Genomic DNA, 19,182 nt, shown 5'->3' on the forward strand with positions numbered 1-19,182 from the left:
CCTCCGGCTTCCACCCCAACTCCCCCCGCACCCGCGCCGAATCCGCCGTGATGTGCCGTACGTCGCCGAGCCGGTACTCCCCGGTGACGACGGGCGCCGGCCCTCCGTGGGCGGCGGCAAGCGCATCGGCCAGCTCTCCCACGGTGTGCGGATCCCCGCTGCCCACGTTGTAGGCCGTGAAGGGGGTGAAGGGGGCCGCGGACGAAAGGGCCTCCAGAGCCAGGACATTGGCCGAAGCCACATCGCGTACGTGGACGAAGTCCCGCCGCTGACCCCCGTCTTCGAAGACCCGAGGCGGCTCTCCGCGCGCCAGTGACGACCGGAAGAAGGAGGCGACCCCGGCGTACGGGGTGTCGCGCGGCATCCCCGGCCCGTACACGTTGTGGTACCGGAGCGACACCGCCCGGCCGTCCACCGCACGGGACCAGGCAGCCGCCAGATGCTCTTGGGCGAGCTTGGTCGTGGCGTACACGTTCCGGGGATCGACGGGAGCGTCCTCACCCACAAGGCCGGGCGCCAACTCGGCTCCGCAGACGGGGCAGTCGGGCTCGAAGCGGCCCGCCTCCAGATCGGCGACGTCCCGCGGCCCGGGCCGTACGACCCCGTGCCGCCCGCACTCGTACCGGCCCTCCCCGTACACCACCATCGACCCGGCGAGCACCAGCCCCCGCACCCCCGCGTCCGCCATCGCGGACAGCAGCACGGCGGTCCCGAGATCATTGCTGCTCACATAGGCGGGCGCGTCCTCGAATCCCTTGCCGAGACCCACCATCGCCGCCTGATGACATACGGCATCCACGCCGCCGAGCGCCCGCCCCACCGCCTCGCGGTCCCGCACGTCCGCCCCGGACACGAGGTCGTACACCACCGCCTCATGCCCCCGCGCCCCAAGCGCGGCCACGACCGCCGACCCGATGAACCCGGCACCGCCGGTGACCAGTACTCGCATAACGGAAACGCTAGGCCCGCGCCCCGCTCATCAGCGGCTCCGCGGCCGTCATGTCACGGGGACGTAAGAACCCTCGGGGGGAACCCTCGGGGGACGCGTCAGCGTCCCGCCAGCATCTCCAGCGCCCCCGACACCAGTGTCCGTACCCCCGGCCCGACCGTCCCCAGGTCGGGTGCGAAGTGCGGGCTGTGGTTGCTGGGTACCGCCGCGAGCTGTTGCATCAGGTCGCCGCCGGTGGCCGCCGCGTCCCATACGTCGATGGGGGTGCTCGTCACGAACCAGTACGAGTACGGGAGGCCGCCCTCGGCGAGGAACGGGAAGTCCTCGCTGCCCATCACCGGGCCGAAGTCGAGGACCGTGCCCGCGCCGAAGACCTCGCCGTGGACGGCGGCGACGCGGCGGTCGGTGTCCATGTCGTTCACCGTGACCGGGAAACTGCTGCCGACGGTGACGGTGGGCTCGCTGGGGCAGCCCGCGGCAGCGCACTCGCCCGCGGCGATGCGGCGTATCGCCGCGAGCATGCGGTCGCGTACGTCGGCGGACTGCGTACGGACGTTCAGGGCGATGTGTGCCTCGGACGGGATGATGTTGTGCCGGGTGCCCGCCTCGATCCGTCCGACCGTCAGGACGGCGGACTCGCGGGCCGCCAACTCCCTTGATACGACGGTCTGGAGGCGGGTCACGATGTACGCGGCCGTCACCACCGGATCGACGGTCGCCTCGGGCCGGGAGCCGTGGCCGCCCACCCCGTGCACGACGATGTCGACGTCCGTCGAGGCGGACATGATCAGGCCGGGCGAGTGGGCGTACAGCCCTGTCGGGCCTGGCGCCGCGTGCTGGGCGAGCAGGACGTCCGGGCGCGGGAAGCGCTCGTACAGCCCGTCCCCGACCATCGCGGCCGCGCCCTCGCCGGTCTCCTCGGCGGGCTGGCCCACGACGAGGAGCGTGCCGGACCAGGTGTCGCGGCCCGCGGACAGTGCGTCGGCGGCCCCCGTCAGCCAGGTGACGTGCAGGTCGTGCCCGCAGGCGTGCATGACACCGGGCGTCTCGGATGCGTACGGCAGGCCGGTCTCCTCGGCGACCGGCAGCGCGTCCATGTCGCCGCGCAGCAGAACGGTCGGCCCGTCGCCGTTGCGCAGCAGACCGACCACTCCCGTGCCGCCGACGCCGTCGACCGTCTCGTACCCGGCCGTACGCAGTCGCTCGGCGAGCTTGGCCGCCGTGCGGTGCTCGCCGAGGGACAGCTCGGGATGGCGGTGCAGATCCCGGTAGAAGTCCTCGAGCGCGGGCAGCGGGAGGTCGGCGGTGAGGTCCAGCGCGGTACGGGCGGCGGGAGAGGTCACGGGTTGCAGCGTACGGGGGCGGGGGCCGAACCACTCGGCGTGGTCGTCGAGTTCGGTCAGGGCGGGCATCGCGACCATGGTCGCCCGGTCCATCCAGTCCGTCCCGTCCATCCTGTGTTCAGGTCTTTGTAACGCGTTGGTCACGTTCCGCCGCACTGGCCGTCCTTGGAGATCCTTTCGCCTGGATCATGCAGGTGAATCCCCAGTGATTCGCACGGGGGTGCTATGGAAAGGCAACCGAATGAGACCCGCCATACGGCGTTCGGCCACGGCTGCGTCCGCGTTCCTGCTTGCTCTCGGAGGGGTGACCACGCTGGCGGCCACACCCGCGTACGCCGTCGACTTCGCGTGCAAGTACCAGGACAAGACGTTCGCGACGCCCGGGGACAACACGTACGTCGAGATCCAGCTGTGCATCCAGCGAGTCGGCGACGGCTATGAGGCCACCGCCGACGTCAGCTGGTTCAACGGCGGCACCAGCAGCATCGACGGCGAGCGGAAGTTCGACAAGTTCGACGTCCAGGTGCGAGTCGAGCAGTCGAACGTCGTCAAGGGCAGCCGCACCTGCGACATCCGGTACGACATCAACAGCTTCCCGCGGTCCAGCGAACTCTGCTCCAAGTTCGTCACCCACGACCGGACCTCGACGTGGACCGCCGACGGAAAGGTCGTCTTCGACCTCGACCGCGACGGTGAGGGCGCCTACACGTGGGACCTGACCGGTTCGCCGCAGATCGACTGATCGACGCCGCTCTGAAGCTCTGAAGAACGAAGGGCCCGGTCCTCCTGGACCGGGCCCTTCGTTCTCACGTCAGCAGTGTCATGCCGGACGGCACGGTGATGGTGAACTCCTCGTCCAGGACGCGGCGGGCCTCCGCCTCGTCCGTGAGTTCTCGTTCGGTGACGGTGCCGTCCGGGTGGGTCTCGGTGAGGCGGCGGCCGTCGAGGGCGAGGTGGCGCTCGGCGGTGGTGCGTTGGATGTACGGGCTCCGGGTGAACGGGGAGCGCGGGTTCGTCGCGACGTGCCAGTTGATGACCTCGAAGTCGGGCTTCTCGAACGGCTCCACCGTGAACGCGTACTGCCCCCTCCACGCGTCCCCCTCGTACGCCTGGAGCACCCACAGCTCCAGAGGTCCGCCGTGCGGCACGTGGACGAACCGGTGCCGACGCCCCCCGTCGCGGAACTCGGCGCCGACGGCCAGCGGCACCGCCTCCAGCAGCGACCCGATGGCCCCGAAGCCGACATCGGCCAGATACGGCTGCGGGTCACCCGGAACCTCGACCAGCAGCGCCATATGCGTGCGCGGCCGGCTCTCGATGCTGTCCGCGCCCAGGATGACGCGCGCGGCCAGCCTCGTCAGACGGAAGCCCAGCGCCCCCAACGCGCACGAGAGCAGCGTGTTGTGCTCGTAGCAGTAGCCTCCGCGTCGGCTGTGGACGAGTTTGGCCATGAGGTCGGCGGGTTGGAGGGACGGGGCCGTACGGCGCAGGGCGTCCAGATTCTCGAACGGTATGGACCGGGCGTGGGCCAGATGCACGCTCCGCAGCGTCTCCACGTCGGCCCGCCTCTCCCCCTCCCATCCGATCCGCTTGAGATACAGATCAAGGTCGAACTGCTCTGCCTGCACTGTCTGCTCTGTCTGCACTGTGTCGGACATGCGCTTCACCCTATGTACGCCCACATGTCGTGTCGCACTCGAACCACACCGTCTTGCCCGGGCGGTCGGACAGCGGATGCCAGCCCCAGCGGTCCGTGACCGCATCGGTGATCATCAGCCCCCGGCCGCCCTCCGCGAGTTCGTCCACAGCTGTGGACAACGGCGGCGAGGAGCACGAGTCGGTCACCTCCACCCGCACCCCGTCCGGCCGCCGCAGCATCAGCAGCGAGCAGCGTCGCCCGGGTACGTGCCGTACGACGTTCGCGACCAGCTCTGTCAGCGCGAGCCCGGCCGCGTCGATCAGTTCGGGCATCTCCCACGCCCTCAGGTACGCCCGGAGAATGCGGCGCAGGTGCCGGGCCGAGTGGTCACCGACGGTGAAGTTGCCGCCGTACCTGGCGCCAAGCCCCGCCTCTGGAAGGTCAGTTGCGTGATTCACATCACCAGAGTGGAGTGATCCGGTTACGCTCGGCTACGAACCGGAATCAACGGCGCCACGCGTCAGCTTGGGGGATGGCACCCATGGCCAACATCCGCGAACTCGACCCCAGCGCTTCCCCGTTGGACTACTTCGGCTCGGAGCTGCGCCGCAAGAGGGAGGCGGCCGGGATGAAGCAGGGCGAGTTGGGTTCCTGCATCTTCTGTACGGGGTCACTGGTCGGGCAGATCGAGACGGCACGCAAGGTTCCGACGAGGGATTTCGCGGAGCGGGTGGATGCGGCGCTCATGACGGACGGGCTGTTCACACGTCTCGTCGGCCTGGTGCTGCGCAGCCAACTGCCGACGTGGTTCCAGCCGTACGCGGAGATGGAGGCCAAGGCGACGTACATCTCCACGTTCCAGGCGCAGTTGGTGTACGGGCTCTTGCAGACGGAGGAGTACGCACGTGCCGTACTCGGTGCGCCGGAGCCGGAGAACCTCGATGAGTTGGTCGCCGCCCGGTTGGAGCGTCAGCGCGTCCTGGGGAGGGGGAAGCCGCCGCTGGTATGGGTGGTGCTGGACGAGGCGGTGCTGTACCGGCCCATCGGCGGCCGGGAAGTCATGCGAAACCAACTCGCCCACTTGTTGGGTCTCCGCAGCCAACGTCGGGTCAAACTCCAGGTGTTGCCCTTCTCTGCGGGCCAACACCCCGGCCTGACAGGCGGGTTCAACCTCCTACGCTTCGATGACGACCCGGACATCGTCTACACCGAGGACTTCATCCAGGGGCACATGACCGCCAACCCAGACAGCGTCAGCGAGGGTTGCCTCCATTACGATCAATTGCAGGCTGCCGCACTCTCGGTGCAGGACTCGGCAGCACTGATCGCCCGAGTGATGGAGGAGCGCTATGGAGACCAGCCAGGAGCTGACGGCCCCGACGTGGCGTAAGTCCAGCTACAGCGGTAGCAGCGGCGGTGATTGCGTCGAGTGCGCCGCCCTCGGCACCGCCGCCTGGCACAAGTCCTCGTACAGCGGAACGAGCGGCCAATGCGTCGAGGTCGCCGACCTCACCCCCCACATCGCCATCCGCGACTCCAAGAACCCCGAAGGCGGAGCCTTCACCGTCACCCCCGACGCCTTCTCCGCCTTCATCACCTCGCTGTAGACCGGTCGAGGTCACCCGGCCTGTTCTGCCAGAGTGGTGGCCGTGGAGACCTTGAGAAGCCAGGATCCCAAGCGCCTCGGCGAGTTCACCCTGCTGGCCCGGCTGGGCAGCGGCGGAATGGGGCGGGTCTACCTGGGGCGGTCGCCGGGTGGGATGCAGGTGGCGATCAAGGTGATCCGCGAGGACATCGCGGAGGACGCCGACGTCCTGACCAGGTTCCGGCGTGAGGTGGCGACGGTACGCGCGGTGCGCAGCCCGTACACCGCTCGCCTCGTCGGCGCTTCCCTGGACGTGTCGCCGTACTGGCTGGCGACGGAGTTCGTGCCGGGCCCGACGCTGCTGAAGGCAACACGCGGCACGCCCCTCGAACCCACCCTGTGTATGGGGCTGTTCGCCGCGGTCGCGGAGGCGCTGGCGGCGGTTCACGAGCATGGGGTCGTGCATCGGGACGTGAAGCCGCACAACGTCATCCTGGCCCCGGGCGGGCCGCAGTTGATCGACTTCGGGATCGCTCGGGCGGCGGAGCACACGCAGCTCACGCGCACCGGCCAGACGCCGGGTACCCCCGGCTATACCGCGCCCGAGGTGCTGCTGGGCGGCGAGGCGGGCCCGGCGGCGGATGTGTTCGCGCTCGGCGCGACGCTGGCCGCCGCCGCGACCGGCCGGGCACCGTACGGCGGCGGGGAGTGGCCGGCCGTCAGCTACCGCGTCGTGCACGGCGAGATCGACGTCGACGGGGTGGAGCCCGGGCTTGCCGAGCTCATACGGCAATGCGTCGACCGGGAACCGGCGCGGCGGCCCGCCCCGCTGGAGATCGTCCGGCGGTGCGGCGTCACCTTCGCGCTGGCGGAGTTACCGGCGTACCAGCGGCTGGTCGGGGCGGCGCCAACGCCGGCGCTTCCAGCAGCACCGCGCCGACGCCGAGTCCCGTTGGCGGCCACGGCTGCCCTGGCGGTCGGAGGGCTCGCATTGGCGACAGTGGTGTGGCTGCTGCCGGGGGGCGGTGACGGTGCGAAAGCGGGCGGTTCGCCGACCAAGTCCGCCACCGGCTCCCCGACCGAGTGCGCGTCCGGGTCCCCGTCCGGCTCCGGTGGCCGCGGCGGGCGGGAAAGCCTGACGATCGGCATCGTGGTCGACCGGCCGGGCCTGAGTATGTGCACCTCGGACGGGGAGTACGCGGGCTTCGACATCGACGTCGCCCGGTACGTCGCCGGCGAACTCGGCGTCGAAGCCGAGGACATCACGTGGCGGGAGGCGCCGGCCGCCGAGCGTACGAACCTCCTGGTAGACCGCGAGGTCGACTTCGTCGTCGCCGGCTATCAGATCACCGACGCGCGGAAGGAAGAGGCCGACTTCGCCGGCCCCTACCTGTCCGCCAGCCAGGACCTGCTGATACGCGACGGCGACCGGGCCACCAGTGCGAAGGACCTCAACGGCAGGAAGCTGTGCTCGGTCACCGGCTCCACCTCCGCGGAGGTCGTGAAGCAGGACCTGGCACCAGGCGTGCAGCTCACGGAGTACCCGTCCTACTCGGAATGCCTCGCCGCCCTGGACAGAGGCGAGGTCGATGCTCTGACGACCGACGACGCCCTCCTCGCCGGATACGCCATCCAGGGCGGGAATCCCGGTGACTACCAGCTGGCCGGACTGGAACTCAGCGCCAAGAACTTCTACGGCGTCGGGGTGCCCAAGGGTGAGACGGAACTGCGCGACGACATCAGCGCGGCGATCGACGCGATGATCGGGGACGGCTCCTGGGCGGTGGCCATCGAGCGCAACCTCGGCGGCGTGGCCAACTACGATGCCGAGCCGCCCGAGCCGCCCGAGCCGCCCGAGCGGACCGCGACCGGCTGACCTGCTGCGGAGCGGCGCCCAGGGGGCGTCGCGGGTGGATGTCATGCTTCTGTCACGCATCGGCCATCACCTTGTTTCATCGGGATCCCGTCAGCCCCGTGAGTGGTCTCCTCTGACAACCGGAGCGGACCACACCTCTTGAAACGGGAGCAGCTCGTGACGAAGCAGAACGAGACCCGACGAAACGCCCTGACAGCTTGTGCGGCCCTGGTGGTCGGTGCCCTCACCCTCACGGCCTGCGGCGGCAGCGCCACAGGGGACGTCAGCGGCGGCAAGAACAAGGACACCGGCTCGGCCGCGGCGAAGGAGACGACCGGACAGGCGGGGGTCGAAGCGCGCAGCCAGGCCGCGAACTCGGTGGCCGGGGTCGAGTATGTCGCGATGGGCAGTTCGTTCGCCGCGGGCCCGGGTATTCCGCCGGGGTCCACCACCGGGGGCACGGCATGCGGGCGGTCGGACTACAACTACCCCGGCATCGTGGCCCGTGGCACCGGGATGAACCTGAGGGACGTCTCGTGCAGCGGCGCCACCACGGCGAACATCCTCACCTCCGACCAGGGTGCGCAGCCGCCGCAGATCGACGCCGTGACCGGCTCGACCCGCGTGGTCACGATCACCATCGGGGGTAACGACGTCAACTACCTCGGCAGCCTCGGCACGTACTCCTGCCAGACCAGCGGTGGCACGAACTGCGGCACCGTGGACCAGTCCGCGATCAACCAGACCTTCGACGTGCTGACCGCCCGGCTCGCGAACGTCGTGAACGCCGTCCACGACAAGGCCCCGGAGGCGGACGTCTACCTGGTGAACTACCTCACCGTCCTGCCCGACGCCGGTACCTGCGCCAATGTGCCGCTCACCGCCGACCAGCTGGCGTTCGGACAGAGCATCGCCACTCGCCTGGCGGACGCGACCGCCACCGCGGCGGCAGACACCGGGGCGACCCTGGTCGACCTCGCCGCCGCCAGCCAGGGCCACGACGCGTGCTCGTCCGAGCCGTGGGTGGAGACGTACCGGCCCGCCTCGGGACGGACTCCGTACCACCCGAACGAGAGGGGCATGGAGGCCGCGGCCTCCATGGTGAAGTCCGCACTCGAGGCTTCGGAGTAGCCGTGCGTCTTGCGGCCCTCAGAGTGGCGGATGCGCCGGGGCCGGACCCAGCGTCGTCGTCCCCGGAGCGGTCTGGTGGCCCAGGCCCGTCCGGTAGGCGTCCAGCGCCGCCTCCACCCGGCCCGTCCGCCGCAGCAGGTCCCCGAGCAGCCGGCACAGGTCGGCCAGATCCCCCGCGGCCCCCGCCCGCTCCAGCAGGCTGAGCGCGCGGACGTAGTGCTCCTCGGCCGCCTCCGTGTCCCGCGCGTCCTCGGCGATGATCCCCAGCAACCGGTGAGCCGCCGCGGAGTGGACGGCCCCGCGCTCCGAACTCAGGTCCCCGAGCACGTCACGGAGCAGTTTCGCCGCCTCGTCCGACTTGCCCCGCCGATGCAGGACGTCGGCCAGCTCCACGGCCACCTGGCTGGTGAAGAGCGTCGCGCGCTTGGCGGCGTGCATCGACTGGGCCTCACGCAACTCGTGCTCGGCCCGCTCCAGTTCACCGTTCTGGGCGTACAAATAGCCGCGCATCCAATGGCAGTTGGCAAGTCCGGTACGAATCTGAAGCTGGCGATAAAGCTCGGCCGCCTTGCCCAAGGACGCGTCCGCCTCGGCAACCCGCCCCTCGGCAAGCAGCGTACGAGCGACAGACCGGTGCATACGGGCCACCAGCGCCGGGTCCTCCACCTGAGGAGCGAGCGCGAGGGCGAACTCGGCGGCCTGGGCGGCCCGCGCGTGCGCCCCCATGTCCATGTACGGCGCGATCACAGCCGTATAGAGGAGCAGCAAGGCGCCCGGATCGTGCAGTCCGGTGCGGTTGAGTTCGTCGAGGGCAGACTCCAACAGGTAGCAGGCGTACCGGAGTTCACCCGCCAGGTAGTGAGCGACCGCCCGTCCGCGCAGGGCCGGTACCCGGACCGGCAGGGGCTCGTCCGCGAGCCGCTTCTCCGCCTGCTCGAACCGCAGCCGGCCGACGACCAGGTTCCCGGATTCCAGGGCGCATTCGCCGAGCCCCAGCAACGCGGCAGCGCACTCGGCGTCGAGCCCGTGCGCCTCCGCCTCCGTGAGCAACGCCGTGTACTGCTCGGCCGCGGCCTCCGCCTCGCCGGTCGCCAGCGTGCGCTGCGCGTCGGTGAGCCGCAGCCGCAGATCGGTGGCGAGGTGTGCGGGCCGCCCGGTGGCCAGTTCCTCGTACGCGACCCCGAGCCGCGCCGCGATGTGCCGCAGCGCCTCCTCCGAGGGCCGTACGCGTCCCGCCTCCAGCGTGGAGACGTACGCAGGCGTGTACGCCCCCTCCGCCAACTGCTTCTGGGTCAGGCCGCGTTGCGTACGCAGCTGCTGGACTCTGCGCCCGATGATCCCCGGGTCGTCACGCTCGGCCATGGCTTAAGCATGCCAGTAAGTCGACTTACCTCTACTGATAACCCAACTTCCGTGCGTAACAAGCCAGTTAATGGTGGCGGGAAGCGGGCAGGAGGCTCACGGCCCCCCTTGCCCCGGAGGCCGTTCCGCCCTACGTTAAGCGGCGCGTTAAACGTACGATTGCGCACACTTAATGCACTGACGATGCGAGGTTGTCGCCGTGTTCCGACGCATGTCCACGCGCTATGTATCGGCGCTCCACGTCACGGCCCGCTACGTCTCGCCCCGCTATCTCACGGCATTGTGCGCGGCGGTCATCGCCTGCGCGGCCCTGATCAGCGCGGGGGCGGCGGGACCGCATCACTGACCGCGGGACCGCATCACTGACCGATGAGTTTCCGCGCGACACGAGGTCTGAGGTAGAGCGAGGACGGATGCGTCGTCCTGTCGCTCCTGTCGAAGAGAGAAGTGGTGCGCGATGAGGTTGGTACTGCAGGAGTTCCTGTCGCTGGACGGCGTCTCCCAGGGCCCCGGAGCTCCGGACGAGGACACCAGCGACGGTTTCACCCGGGGCGGCTGGTTCGTGCCGCACCTGGACGAGGAGTTCGAGAGGTACGTCACCACGTGGCTCGGGCAGGCGGACGCGTTCCTGTTCGGCCGCCGTACCTACCTGAACTTCGCACGGGACTGGCCGAAGATGACCGAGCACCCGAACGCCGCCATCCTGAACGGCCTGCCGAAGTACGTGGCCTCCCACAGCCTGACCAGGGCCGACTGGAACCCGACCACGATCCTGTCCGGCGACATCCCCGCCCAGGTCGCCGAACTGAAGCAGCAGCCCGGCCGCGAGCTGCAGATCCACGGCAGCGCCCAGCTGGGCCAGTCCCTGCTGGCCGCCGGCCTGATCGACGAGCTGCGCCTCGCCATCGCCCCGGTGGTCGTGGGCACCGGCCGCCGCCTGTTCCCGGACGGCGGCGCCCCGGCGGGCCTACGGCTCCTGAGCAACGAGACGACACCGGGCGGACTGACCGTCCTCGTCTACGAATCGACGGGGCTTCCGGAGTACGGGACGTACGGGGCGGACGCGTAGGCCCTCATTCCGAATGCGGGCCTGCAACGGGTGACCGCCTCAGTCGTCACCGTCGTGTTCGGGCGACAGCATCATGTCCTTGCGGGAGTAGAGCGGCAGCCCGCTTGTGTCGAGCTTCCAGGTGCCCAGTTCGGTGTTGATGGCGAGCGGGGTTCCGTACGGCTGCTTATGGAGGCGGTTGCCGTAGGCGGGGCGCCCTTCGCTCGTGTCGATGTCCCACTGGTAGGTCCAGGTGCCGTCGCGGGGGTCGAGGATGAGGTAGTGCTCGATCCCCATCGCCGGGTAGTCACGGCTTTTGGCCTCGTAGTCGTTGGCGGGGTTCGACGGGGAGACGATCTCGATGGCCAGGAGGATCTCGTGCGGGTTCAGCGGATCGTCGGTCAGCATCGCCTCGCGCGCGGTGACGATGATGTCGGGGATCCGGAGCTTGCCCAGGGCGGCGTCGTCGGTGTCCGTGGCCTCGAAGGTCATGATGCCGTCGGGAAGCTGCGGGTCGAGCTGACGCGTGACGTCCTTCGCTGTGACCTGGTGACGTGGGCGGGGGCTCATCATTATGACGAACGTCCCGTCGCTGATCTCGGGGTACGTGAAGCCGCGTGGCAGCTTCAGATGGTCGCGCAGCTCGCGCAGATGCCGGTAAATGGCCTCGTGGGTCACGGCCGAATCCTTGGTTCCCGTCACTCCACCCACGCTACCGCCGACGGGGCCCCGCGAACTGCTGACAGCCGTCCCTCAGGGTGAACCTGGACATGCCTAGACAGGGAACTTCACGCCGGTGAGGTCCTCGGAGACCGTCCACAGGCGCTGCTGGACGGTCCGGTCGTGGGACTCCGGGCTGGACTCGACGACCTTCGGGTGTCCTCGGGACTCGCCCAAGCGGTCGGGGCCGTAGTACTGGCCGCCGCGGACGTCGGCGTCGGTGGCCGCACGCAGGGTCGGCAGGGCGCCCATCTCCGGCTTCTGGCTCATCAAGGGCCCGATCACGGGGGCGATCACCCGCATCGCGGCGGGGAGGTTGCGCCCGAGGTCGGTATTGGCCAGACCCGGGTGTGCGGCCACCGAGATCGTGGTGCTGAGCGAGCCGAGGCGGCGTTGCAGTTCGTAGGTGAACATCAGGTTCGCCAGCTTCGACTGCCCGTAGGCCGCGACGCGGTTGTAGGACCGCTCCGACTGCAGGTCGTCGAAGTGAATGGCGGCCCGGACGCGGTGGGCGACGCTGCTGACCGTCACCACCCGCGAGCCCGGCACGGGCAGCAGCAGGTCCAGTACCAGCCCGGTGAACGCGAAGTGCCCGAGATGGTTGGTGCCGAGCTGCAGCTCGAACCCGTCGCGCGTGGTCTGCTTCGGCGGGTACATCACACCGGCGTTGTTGATCAGCAGGTCGATCCCCGTGTGCGTTCCGTGCAGGTCGGCAGCGGCGGCGCGGATCGACTCCAGTGACGTCAGGTCCAGCTCCTGCACGGTCACGTCGCCGGACATGCGGGCGGCCGCCTGCCTGCCCTTCTCGACGTCCCGCACGGCCAGCACCACCGTCGCCCCGCGTTCCGCCAGAGCACGGGCGGTCTCAAAGCCGAGGCCGGTGTTGGCGCCGGTCACGACCGCCACCCGCCCCTTCTGCTCGGGGATGTCACGCTCGGTCCACTTCATGTCAGTCTCCTTATAGACCGTTGGTCTCTTATAGCCTCGACAGTAAGAGACCGACGGTCTGCTGTCAAGAGACCACTGGTTTGTAAACTGGGGCGCATGACATTCCAGCGGGCACGCAGCAAGGAGCAGCGCGAGATCCGGCGTCAGACGATCCTGGACACGGCGGCGGCGATGCTCGACGAGATGCCGGTGGCCGACCTGAGCCTCAACGAGCTGAGCCGACGGGTCGGACTGGCCAAGTCGAACGTGCTCCGCTACTTCGAGTCCCGTGAGGCGGTGCTGCTCGAACTGCTGGAGCGCGCCCTGGCGAGTGCGCTGGCGGAGCTGCCGGACGAACTGGCCAAGGGTGTCGACCCACACCTGTCGGTGCGCGAACGCGGCGACCAGGTGGCCGCGGTACTCAGCGCGTCCCTCGCACGCCAGACGGTGCTGCTCGATCTCGTCAACGCCCAGGCCAATGTGCTGGAGCACAACGTGTCCGTCGACGTCGTGGTGCGCCACAAGCGGTCCGCCATCGCCGGCCTCACGACCACGACCGACCTCATCCGCCAGTACGTGCCCGAACTCGGCGACGGCGTCCGGACGGTGGTCATGATGACGTTGATCCTGGCCGGCGCCCTCTCGACCTACTGCCGGCCCTCCGCCAGCGTGCTCGCCGCCTACGAAGCCGACCCCACCGTGATGGAGCTCCGCCTGGACCTGCGCGCGGCCCTGGAAAACGCCGTCGCCACGCTGATCGCGGGCACAGTGGCGCGGGCCTGACGCGAAGGCGCCGAGGAGCCCGCACAGCGGCACCGGTTAATCTGCCCGGACGTGCGACGTACGACTGGGTGTGAGGGCGGGGAAGCAAGGGGCGTGGAGGAGCGAGGGAGTCTGGGGGACGGGGCGCGCGTTGTTGCGCGGGGGTTCGTGTATGTCGTGGTGGGGGGCGGCGCCCTCGTCGCGATCGTCACCGTCGGGTCCGTGCTCGGGCCGATGTTCGCGCTCGATCTCGCGACGCCGGCCATGGGGGCCTGGTGGACGGTCTTCACGGCCATCGCCGTGCAGGGGATGCCCTTTCTGCTGCTGGGCACGGCGGTGTCGGCGGCGATCGGGGCCTTCGTACCGGAGCGGGTCTTCAGCCGCGTACTGCCGAAGAAACCGGCGTTCGCCGTGCCCGTCGCGGGCGCGGCCGGAGTCGTCCTGCCCGGATGCGAGTGCGCGTCCGTACCGGTGGCCGACAGCCTGATGCGGCGCGGAGTCGCACCGGCGGCCGCGCTGGCCTTCCTGCTCTCGGCACCCGCCATCAACCCGGTCGTACTCGTCGCCACCTCCATCGCCTTCCCGGGTGACCCGGCCATGGTCGGCGCCCGCCTCGTCGCCTCGCTCGCCACAGCCGTGGTGATGGGGTGGCTGTGGGTCCGGTTCGGGAAGGAGGAGTGGCTGCCCCGGCGGCGTACGAGCGGCAAGGGGACGTCCCCCACCGGGTGGCGCGGTTTCCGGGACGGCCTCCAGCACGACTTTCTGCACGCGGGCGGCTTCCTCGTGCTCGGCGCCGCGGCGGCGGCGACGTTCAACATCCTCGTACCGCGCTCCCTGCTCGACGTCTTCACCGGCTCGCCCTGGCTGTCGGTACTGCTGCTCGCCGTACTCGCCGTCGTGCTGTGCGTGTGCTCCGAGGCCGACGCGTTCGTCGCGGCCTCACTGACCGGGTTCTCGCCGACCGCGCGGCTCGCCTTCATGGTGGTCGGCCCGATGGTCGACCTGAAACTCCTCGCCCTCCAGACGGGAACCTTCGGACGGGCCTTCGCCGTACGGTTCTCGTCCGTGACGTGGGTCGTGGCCGTGACGAGCAGTGTGGTGGTGGGGTGGTGGCTGCTGTGAGGCCGCGCATGCGTGTACGTACGCAGGGGGTGCTGCTGATCCTGTCCGGGGCGGCCCTGCTCAGGATCTCCCTCTTCAGCGAGCTGTATCTGCGGTACGTGAAGGAGGGGCTGCGCCCGTATCTGATCATTTCGGGGGTGCTGCTGGTCGTACTCGGCGTGCTGGGCCTCGTCAGGCGTGAGAACGGTGACGGCGACAGCCGTGATCACGGCCATGAGGGCCACGGAAGCGAGCTGGGCACGGGCAAGGACGGGCACGAGGACCATCACGGTCACGACCACAGCCGCAGCCCCCGTATCGCCTGGCTCCTCGCCGCCCCCGCTCTCGCCCTCATCCTCTACCCGCCGCCCGCCCTCGGCTCGTACAGCGCCGAGCGCGAGGAGGCGAAGGTCGCGGCACAGGGCGTCGGTACCTTCCCGAAGCTCCCGGCGGGGGACCCGGTCGAGCTCACCCTGAACTCGTTCGCGTCGCGCGCGCAGTGGGACAGCGGTGCCTCCATGAAGGGGCGCACTCTCCGGCTGACGGGCTTCGTGACGAAGGACGACGACGGCAGGTGGTACGTCGCCCGCCTCTTCGTCAACTGCTGCGCCGCCGACGCCGCGCCCCTGAAGGTCCAGGTCCGCGGCGCCGAGGCCCCGCCCCGCGACACCTGGGTCACGGTCACCGGCACCTGGCACCGCACCGGCACACCCGGCTCGGACGAGGCCCGCCCGGTCCTGAACGCCACCTCCGTGCAACGCGTGGACCAGCCCTCGAACCCGTACGAGAAGCGCTGACCCTGGTTGAACCTCGGTCAACCACCGTGTTGTGCTTCGATGTACGCGACCCAGGGACCCGTAAACGCGGCAGAGACGACCGGGCGCACGGCGTCCCGCAGACTTCGGCGGGGGGCATGACCGAGGAAGAGTTCGACGCGTTCTACGCTGCCGCGTTCCCGCGGCTGACCGGCCAGATCTACGCCTTCACCGGGGACCACGGTGAGGCGCAGGACGTCGTCCAGGAGGCGTTCGTGCGCGCCTGGGACCGGCGGCGGGAGTTCCTGTCCGACGGGGCTCCCGAGGCGTGGATCCGCACGGTCGCGATGCGGCTCGCGGTGAGCCGCTGGCGGCGGGCGAGGCGTTGGCTGGAACTGGTGCGCCGCAATCCGCCGCCGGAGTTCACGCCTGGCCCCGGGCCCGAGCGCACCGCGCTCGTCGAGGCGTTGCGGGCGCTGCCCGAGGTGCAGCGCAGAGCTGTCGTTCTGCACCATCTGTGCGACCTGAGTGTGGAACAGGTAGCCTCCGAAACCGGTGCGCCCGTGGGCACGGTCAAGGCCCGGCTGTCCCGTGGCCGCGCGGCGCTGGCGCGGTGGCTGAGCGAAGCCGACGAACTGGGTGAGAGGGAGGACGACCATGTCCGATGAGCCCGCTCCGTCCGCATTCGACCGGTCCGAACTGGCCATCGCGCTCAACGAACTGGCCCACGATCACGAGACCCCCCTGCCCGTACCCGGCGCGGAGATCCGCCGCCGTGCCGTACGCCGTCGACGACGCCGTCACGTCTCGCTTGCGGCGGTCGGTGTCAGTGCCGTGGCGGCCGTTTCCGTGGTTCTGACCATGGCGTTCATCGGCGGAGAGGACGGCCACTCCACGCCGCCCGCCGCGACGTACAACGCCCCCGCGCCGTCGTCCGCCGCCCCGGTGCCCGCCGCCACCGTCAACCTCTCCCGGCGCGAACTGGTCGTCTCGGGCCGCGTCCTGCCCATCTCCGCGGGCACGGCCAAGACGCCCACGCCGACGGGCCGTATGACGGTCACCGGCAAGTACGAGGTGGGGACGCTGCCCGCCGACCTGGCCGGCTTCGGGCAGGGGCAGTACGAGACGAAGGCTCCGTGGGTGATCCAGTTGCGCACCCCCCAGAACCGTACGAACTACATCGTCGCCTTCACCTTCGACGAGAAGGCGCCCGGCAACTACGACAGCACGGCGGGCTGGATCGGCCTGCGCCGCACCGACGCGGAGTGGCTGTACCGGCGCCTCGACCCCGGCGCGGTGGTGGCGGTGGTGGGTGCGGCGCCGACGCCGACATCGACACCGACGTCGGTGAGGACGCCGGCGAGCGCCGCGGTCGAGGCACCGGTCGATGGCTCGGCGTCCTGACGCTCGGGTATCCGTGCCGGCTGGCTGCGGCGCGGGCTGTCTGCGCCTGGCTGTCTGCGCCTGGCTGTCAGTGACCGTGTGGCATGAGCCGGTCCACCACGCGCCGTGCCGCCCCCGGACGTGAGCCGGCGGACACGGGCAGTTCCGCCGGTCGTTCCCAGTCGCACGGTGGGGACGGGCGCTGCGGCGACACGGCGCCGTGTTCCTTCAGGGCGACGCTGACCAGGCCGAGCAGCAGCTGGACGTCCGCGTCGCAGTCGAGGAGGACGGTGATCCAGGAGGCGCCGGGGCTGACGCGGATGGCGCTGTTGTGGAGGAGCTGGGGGAGCAGGCGTTCGACCGCCGTGCGGGTGAGGTAGAGGTCGGCGGAATCGGCGGAGTGGAAATGGACGATGTCATGTCCCGCCGAAGTGAAGGCATGCCCAACGGTGCACTTGGGCGAGCCACTTACCAGATTCGGCCAGCTCTCCAGGAGAGCCATGGCGCGATGGGCCGCGGTCATGAACACATCCTGACGCACACGTCACTTGGATGACCACCCCTGTCCTCCGGAGGTTTGGCGACTGCCTCCGTCGAGTCTGTGTGAGGGCGACGGTTGTTGATTCGATGTATCTCTATGTTGACAGTTGTCGATGTGGGGAGCAGTCTTGATTTCACCGATATCGATATAGGTCATGGAATCGGAGGAGTCCGTCATGAGTGTCACGAACGACCAGCAGGACCAGCTCAGGGAACAGGTCCGTGCGGGGTACGCGGCCGCCGCGCTCAAGGTCGTCGAGGGCGGTACGGCCTGTTGCGGGCCCGAGGCCATCGAGGTCGACGAGAACTTCGGCTCCGGGCTGTACGAGCCGGAGGACCGGGCCGGCCTGCCCGCCGAGGCGGTCGCCGCCTCGCTCGGCTGCGGCAACCCCCTCGCCGTGGCCGAACTCCGCGAGGGCGAGCGGGTGTTGGACCTCGGCTCCGGCGGCGGTATCGACGTACTCCTGTCGGCCCGGCGTGTGGGTCCGACCGGCAAGGCGTACGGCCTCGACATGACCGAGGAGATGCTCGCCCTTGCCCTGGCCAACGCGCGCAAGGCGGGCGCGACGAACGTCGAGTTCCTCAAGGGCACGATCGAGGCGGTGCCGTTGCCCGCCGGTTCGGTCGACGTCGTCATCTCCAACTGCGTGATCAACCTGTCCGTCGACAAGTCCGCCGTCTTCGCCGAGATGTTCCGCGTCCTGGCCCCCGGCGGCCGCGTCGGCGTCTCCGACATCGTGGCCGACGACCACCTCACCTCCGCCCAGCGCGCCGAACGCGGCGGCTACGTGGGCTGCATCGCGGGGGCCCTGTCTTTCGCCGAGTACCGCGAGGGCCTGGAGGCGGCCGGCTTCACGGACGTCGAACTCGTCCCGACCCACGAGGTCGCGGACGGCATGCACTCGACGATCGTCCGGGGGACCAAGCGCCGCTGAAGGAGCGGACCGGCGGTTCCGCCAGTCCTCCCCGATCCACCAGTCCTCCCCGAGTCTTCGGGTGGGCTGGAGCCGGGCTACAGCGTCTTCGACTTCTCCACGGCCGTGGCGAGCCGCTCGACGACCGGGGCCCATCCGGCGTAACTGAAGCGCTCTTCCATCGACCACGGCGTGGTCTGCCCGGCCTTGACGGCGGGCAGCTCGCGCCAAGTGGGCTTCCTGTTCAGTTCCTTGGCCGGGAGGGCATGCGAGCGGTTGTCGACCATGATGAGGTCCGCGTGGTACTTGTCGGCGTTCTCCCAGCTCAGGAACTCCCAGAAACCCCACTCGTCGGACTTCTTGCCCTCGACGAACTCCACGCCGAGGTCCTTGAAGTAGTTGAGGTCGCAGTAGGAGTCGGGGACGGCCACGTACATCTGCTGATCGTCACCCGTCATCGCCATGACCTTCAGCCCGCCGTTCGCCTCGGCGGCCGTCCGCAGCGTCTCGACCGCCTTGTCGAAGCGGGCCTTCGCGTCGGTGGCGTTCTTCGCTTTCAGGTCCGCGCCGAGCGCCTCGGCGAGCTCGGCGGTCCGCCGGAGGGGGGCGAGGAGGGAGGTCCGGGCGACGTTGATCCCCAGGGTGGGCGCGAGGGCCTCGATCTTCTTCTTGCCCTCCTCGGGCACGTACCAGAGTTCGGGCGCCGGGAACATGTTGCTGATCAGCAGATCCGGCTTCAGCGCCGCGTACTTCTCGATGTTGAACTGCCCGAACGCCGTACCGAGACTGGCCATCTTCGATACGTCCATGTCGCCGGCCTGCGGATTGGGCTTGCCCCCGACCGGCTCACTGGGCCCGAAAACGCCCTCGCACTCGATGCCGTAGTCGTACAACGCGGCGGCAGTGCTCACGAACGCGACGAGCCGCTCCGGCGTCCTGTCGAGCTCGACCGTCGTCCCCCGGTCGTCCTTGAACGACCAGGGCCCACCGCTCTCGTCGCCCGCAGCCCGCGTGGGCTCGTCGTCGTCACTGCCACACGCGGCGATCAGCGGACCGAGAGCGAGAACACCACCGGCTCCGAGGAGCCGCCGACGAGAGATACCGCCCGGCGTACTGGAGGAGAGGACATAATGCATTAGGCGAGGCTAACCTAGCCTCCCTGCTCCCG

At 69.7% G+C, this 19,182-nt stretch carries 22 protein-coding genes; 13 read left to right on the forward strand and 9 right to left on the reverse strand.

Annotation, left to right across the window (positions count from 1 at the left end; genetic code table 11):
• A partial coding sequence (locus tag G5C60_RS31055) for an NAD-dependent epimerase/dehydratase family protein (RefSeq protein ID WP_165264329.1) occupies window positions 1-949 on the reverse strand: 949 nt, incomplete at its 3' end.
• A gap of 98 nt (window positions 950-1,047) precedes the next feature.
• A complete protein-coding gene (locus G5C60_RS31060; RefSeq protein WP_165264360.1) occupies window positions 1,048-2,292 on the reverse strand; it encodes an amidohydrolase in 1,245 nt (414 codons plus the stop codon).
• Between the two features lie 304 nt (window positions 2,293-2,596).
• Between G5C60_RS31060 and G5C60_RS31065 the strand changes: the two genes are divergently transcribed.
• Window positions 2,597-3,034, forward strand: a complete 438-nt coding sequence (locus G5C60_RS31065; RefSeq protein WP_165264330.1) for a hypothetical protein — start codon at window positions 2,597-2,599, stop codon at window positions 3,032-3,034.
• Between the two features lie 64 nt (window positions 3,035-3,098).
• Here the strand turns inward: G5C60_RS31065 and G5C60_RS31070 are convergent, their stop codons facing one another.
• Together G5C60_RS31070 and G5C60_RS31075 are read right to left on the reverse strand one after the other, a co-directional pair.
• Complete coding sequence (locus tag G5C60_RS31070) at window positions 3,099-3,950, reverse strand: arylamine N-acetyltransferase family protein (RefSeq protein WP_165264331.1); 852 nt, start codon at window positions 3,948-3,950, stop codon at window positions 3,099-3,101.
• 10 nt (window positions 3,951-3,960) lie between these two features.
• The gene (locus G5C60_RS31075; protein ID WP_165264332.1) at window positions 3,961-4,389 is read right to left on the reverse strand and encodes an ATP-binding protein; all 429 of its coding nucleotides are present in this window, start codon (window positions 4,387-4,389) and stop codon (window positions 3,961-3,963) included.
• Window positions 4,390-4,472: 83 nt separating this feature from the next.
• Here G5C60_RS31075 and G5C60_RS31080 point away from each other — a divergent pair, with 83 nt between their 5' ends.
• The 4 genes from G5C60_RS31080 (at window position 4,473) to G5C60_RS31095 (ending at window position 8,502) form a co-directional block, all read left to right on the forward strand.
• Window positions 4,473-5,321: a helix-turn-helix domain-containing protein gene (locus G5C60_RS31080; protein WP_165264333.1), complete on the forward strand. Its 849-nt coding sequence runs from the start codon at window positions 4,473-4,475 to the stop codon at window positions 5,319-5,321.
• Window positions 5,281-5,538 (forward strand): DUF397 domain-containing protein, encoded by a 258-nt coding sequence (locus G5C60_RS31085; protein ID WP_165264334.1) that lies wholly within the window; start codon window positions 5,281-5,283, stop codon window positions 5,536-5,538. The genes G5C60_RS31080 and G5C60_RS31085 overlap by 41 nt, the downstream gene beginning before the upstream one ends.
• Before the next feature lie 42 nt (window positions 5,539-5,580).
• Window positions 5,581-7,392, forward strand: a complete 1,812-nt coding sequence (locus tag G5C60_RS31090) for a protein kinase domain-containing protein (protein WP_165264335.1) — start codon at window positions 5,581-5,583, stop codon at window positions 7,390-7,392.
• A gap of 156 nt (window positions 7,393-7,548) precedes the next feature.
• Window positions 7,549-8,502: an SGNH/GDSL hydrolase family protein gene (locus tag G5C60_RS31095; protein WP_338145984.1), complete on the forward strand. Its 954-nt coding sequence runs from the start codon at window positions 7,549-7,551 to the stop codon at window positions 8,500-8,502.
• 18 nt (window positions 8,503-8,520) lie between these two features.
• Here the strand turns inward: G5C60_RS31095 and G5C60_RS31100 are convergent, their stop codons facing one another.
• The gene (locus tag G5C60_RS31100) at window positions 8,521-9,864 is read right to left on the reverse strand and encodes a helix-turn-helix domain-containing protein (RefSeq protein WP_165264336.1); all 1,344 of its coding nucleotides are present in this window, start codon (window positions 9,862-9,864) and stop codon (window positions 8,521-8,523) included.
• A 199-nt stretch (window positions 9,865-10,063) separates the two neighbouring features.
• On the opposite strand from G5C60_RS31100, the gene G5C60_RS31105 reads away from it, so the two are divergent.
• Together G5C60_RS31105 and G5C60_RS31110 are read left to right on the forward strand one after the other, a co-directional pair.
• Window positions 10,064-10,210, forward strand: a complete 147-nt coding sequence (locus G5C60_RS31105) for a hypothetical protein (RefSeq protein ID WP_165264337.1) — start codon at window positions 10,064-10,066, stop codon at window positions 10,208-10,210.
• A 111-nt stretch (window positions 10,211-10,321) separates the two neighbouring features.
• A complete protein-coding gene (locus G5C60_RS31110) occupies window positions 10,322-10,933 on the forward strand; it encodes a dihydrofolate reductase family protein (protein WP_165264338.1) in 612 nt (203 codons plus the stop codon).
• A 39-nt stretch (window positions 10,934-10,972) separates the two neighbouring features.
• Here the strand turns inward: G5C60_RS31110 and G5C60_RS31115 are convergent, their stop codons facing one another.
• Together G5C60_RS31115 and G5C60_RS31120 are read right to left on the reverse strand one after the other, a co-directional pair.
• Window positions 10,973-11,614: a Uma2 family endonuclease gene (locus G5C60_RS31115; RefSeq protein ID WP_165264339.1), complete on the reverse strand. Its 642-nt coding sequence runs from the start codon at window positions 11,612-11,614 to the stop codon at window positions 10,973-10,975.
• Between the two features lie 72 nt (window positions 11,615-11,686).
• On the reverse strand, window positions 11,687-12,580 hold the full coding sequence (locus tag G5C60_RS31120; protein WP_165264340.1) for an SDR family NAD(P)-dependent oxidoreductase: 894 nt from the start codon (window positions 12,578-12,580) through the stop codon (window positions 11,687-11,689).
• A 96-nt stretch (window positions 12,581-12,676) separates the two neighbouring features.
• Here G5C60_RS31120 and G5C60_RS31125 point away from each other — a divergent pair, with 96 nt between their 5' ends.
• The 5 genes from G5C60_RS31125 (at window position 12,677) to G5C60_RS31145 (ending at window position 16,581) form a co-directional block, all read left to right on the forward strand.
• A complete protein-coding gene (locus G5C60_RS31125) occupies window positions 12,677-13,342 on the forward strand; it encodes a TetR/AcrR family transcriptional regulator (RefSeq protein WP_165264341.1) in 666 nt (221 codons plus the stop codon).
• Window positions 13,343-13,453: 111 nt separating this feature from the next.
• Complete coding sequence (locus G5C60_RS31130; protein WP_206440225.1) at window positions 13,454-14,443, forward strand: permease; 990 nt, start codon at window positions 13,454-13,456, stop codon at window positions 14,441-14,443.
• A gap of 8 nt (window positions 14,444-14,451) precedes the next feature.
• Window positions 14,452-15,219 (forward strand): TIGR03943 family putative permease subunit, encoded by a 768-nt coding sequence (locus tag G5C60_RS31135; protein WP_165264343.1) that lies wholly within the window; start codon window positions 14,452-14,454, stop codon window positions 15,217-15,219.
• A gap of 116 nt (window positions 15,220-15,335) precedes the next feature.
• Complete coding sequence (locus G5C60_RS31140; RefSeq protein ID WP_165264344.1) at window positions 15,336-15,845, forward strand: SigE family RNA polymerase sigma factor; 510 nt, start codon at window positions 15,336-15,338, stop codon at window positions 15,843-15,845.
• A complete protein-coding gene (locus tag G5C60_RS31145; RefSeq protein WP_165264345.1) occupies window positions 15,835-16,581 on the forward strand; it encodes a L,D-transpeptidase in 747 nt (248 codons plus the stop codon). The genes G5C60_RS31140 and G5C60_RS31145 overlap by 11 nt, the downstream gene beginning before the upstream one ends.
• A gap of 67 nt (window positions 16,582-16,648) precedes the next feature.
• Here G5C60_RS31145 and G5C60_RS31150 read toward each other — a convergent pair whose 3' ends face one another.
• A complete protein-coding gene (locus G5C60_RS31150) occupies window positions 16,649-17,083 on the reverse strand; it encodes a luciferase domain-containing protein (RefSeq protein ID WP_165264346.1) in 435 nt (144 codons plus the stop codon).
• A 193-nt stretch (window positions 17,084-17,276) separates the two neighbouring features.
• Between G5C60_RS31150 and arsM the strand changes: the two genes are divergently transcribed.
• A complete protein-coding gene (gene arsM, locus G5C60_RS31155) occupies window positions 17,277-18,035 on the forward strand; it encodes an arsenite methyltransferase (RefSeq protein WP_165264347.1) in 759 nt (252 codons plus the stop codon).
• Between the two features lie 77 nt (window positions 18,036-18,112).
• On the opposite strand, the gene G5C60_RS31160 is transcribed toward arsM, so the two are convergent.
• Window positions 18,113-19,150 (reverse strand): ABC transporter substrate-binding protein, encoded by a 1,038-nt coding sequence (locus G5C60_RS31160; protein WP_165264348.1) that lies wholly within the window; start codon window positions 19,148-19,150, stop codon window positions 18,113-18,115.
• Window positions 19,151-19,182 lie beyond the last annotated feature (32 nt).

Origin of the sequence: Streptomyces scabichelini (assembly GCF_011045015.1) — a bacterium.
Classification (GTDB): Bacteria; Actinomycetota; Actinomycetes; order Streptomycetales; family Streptomycetaceae; genus Streptomyces; species Streptomyces scabichelini.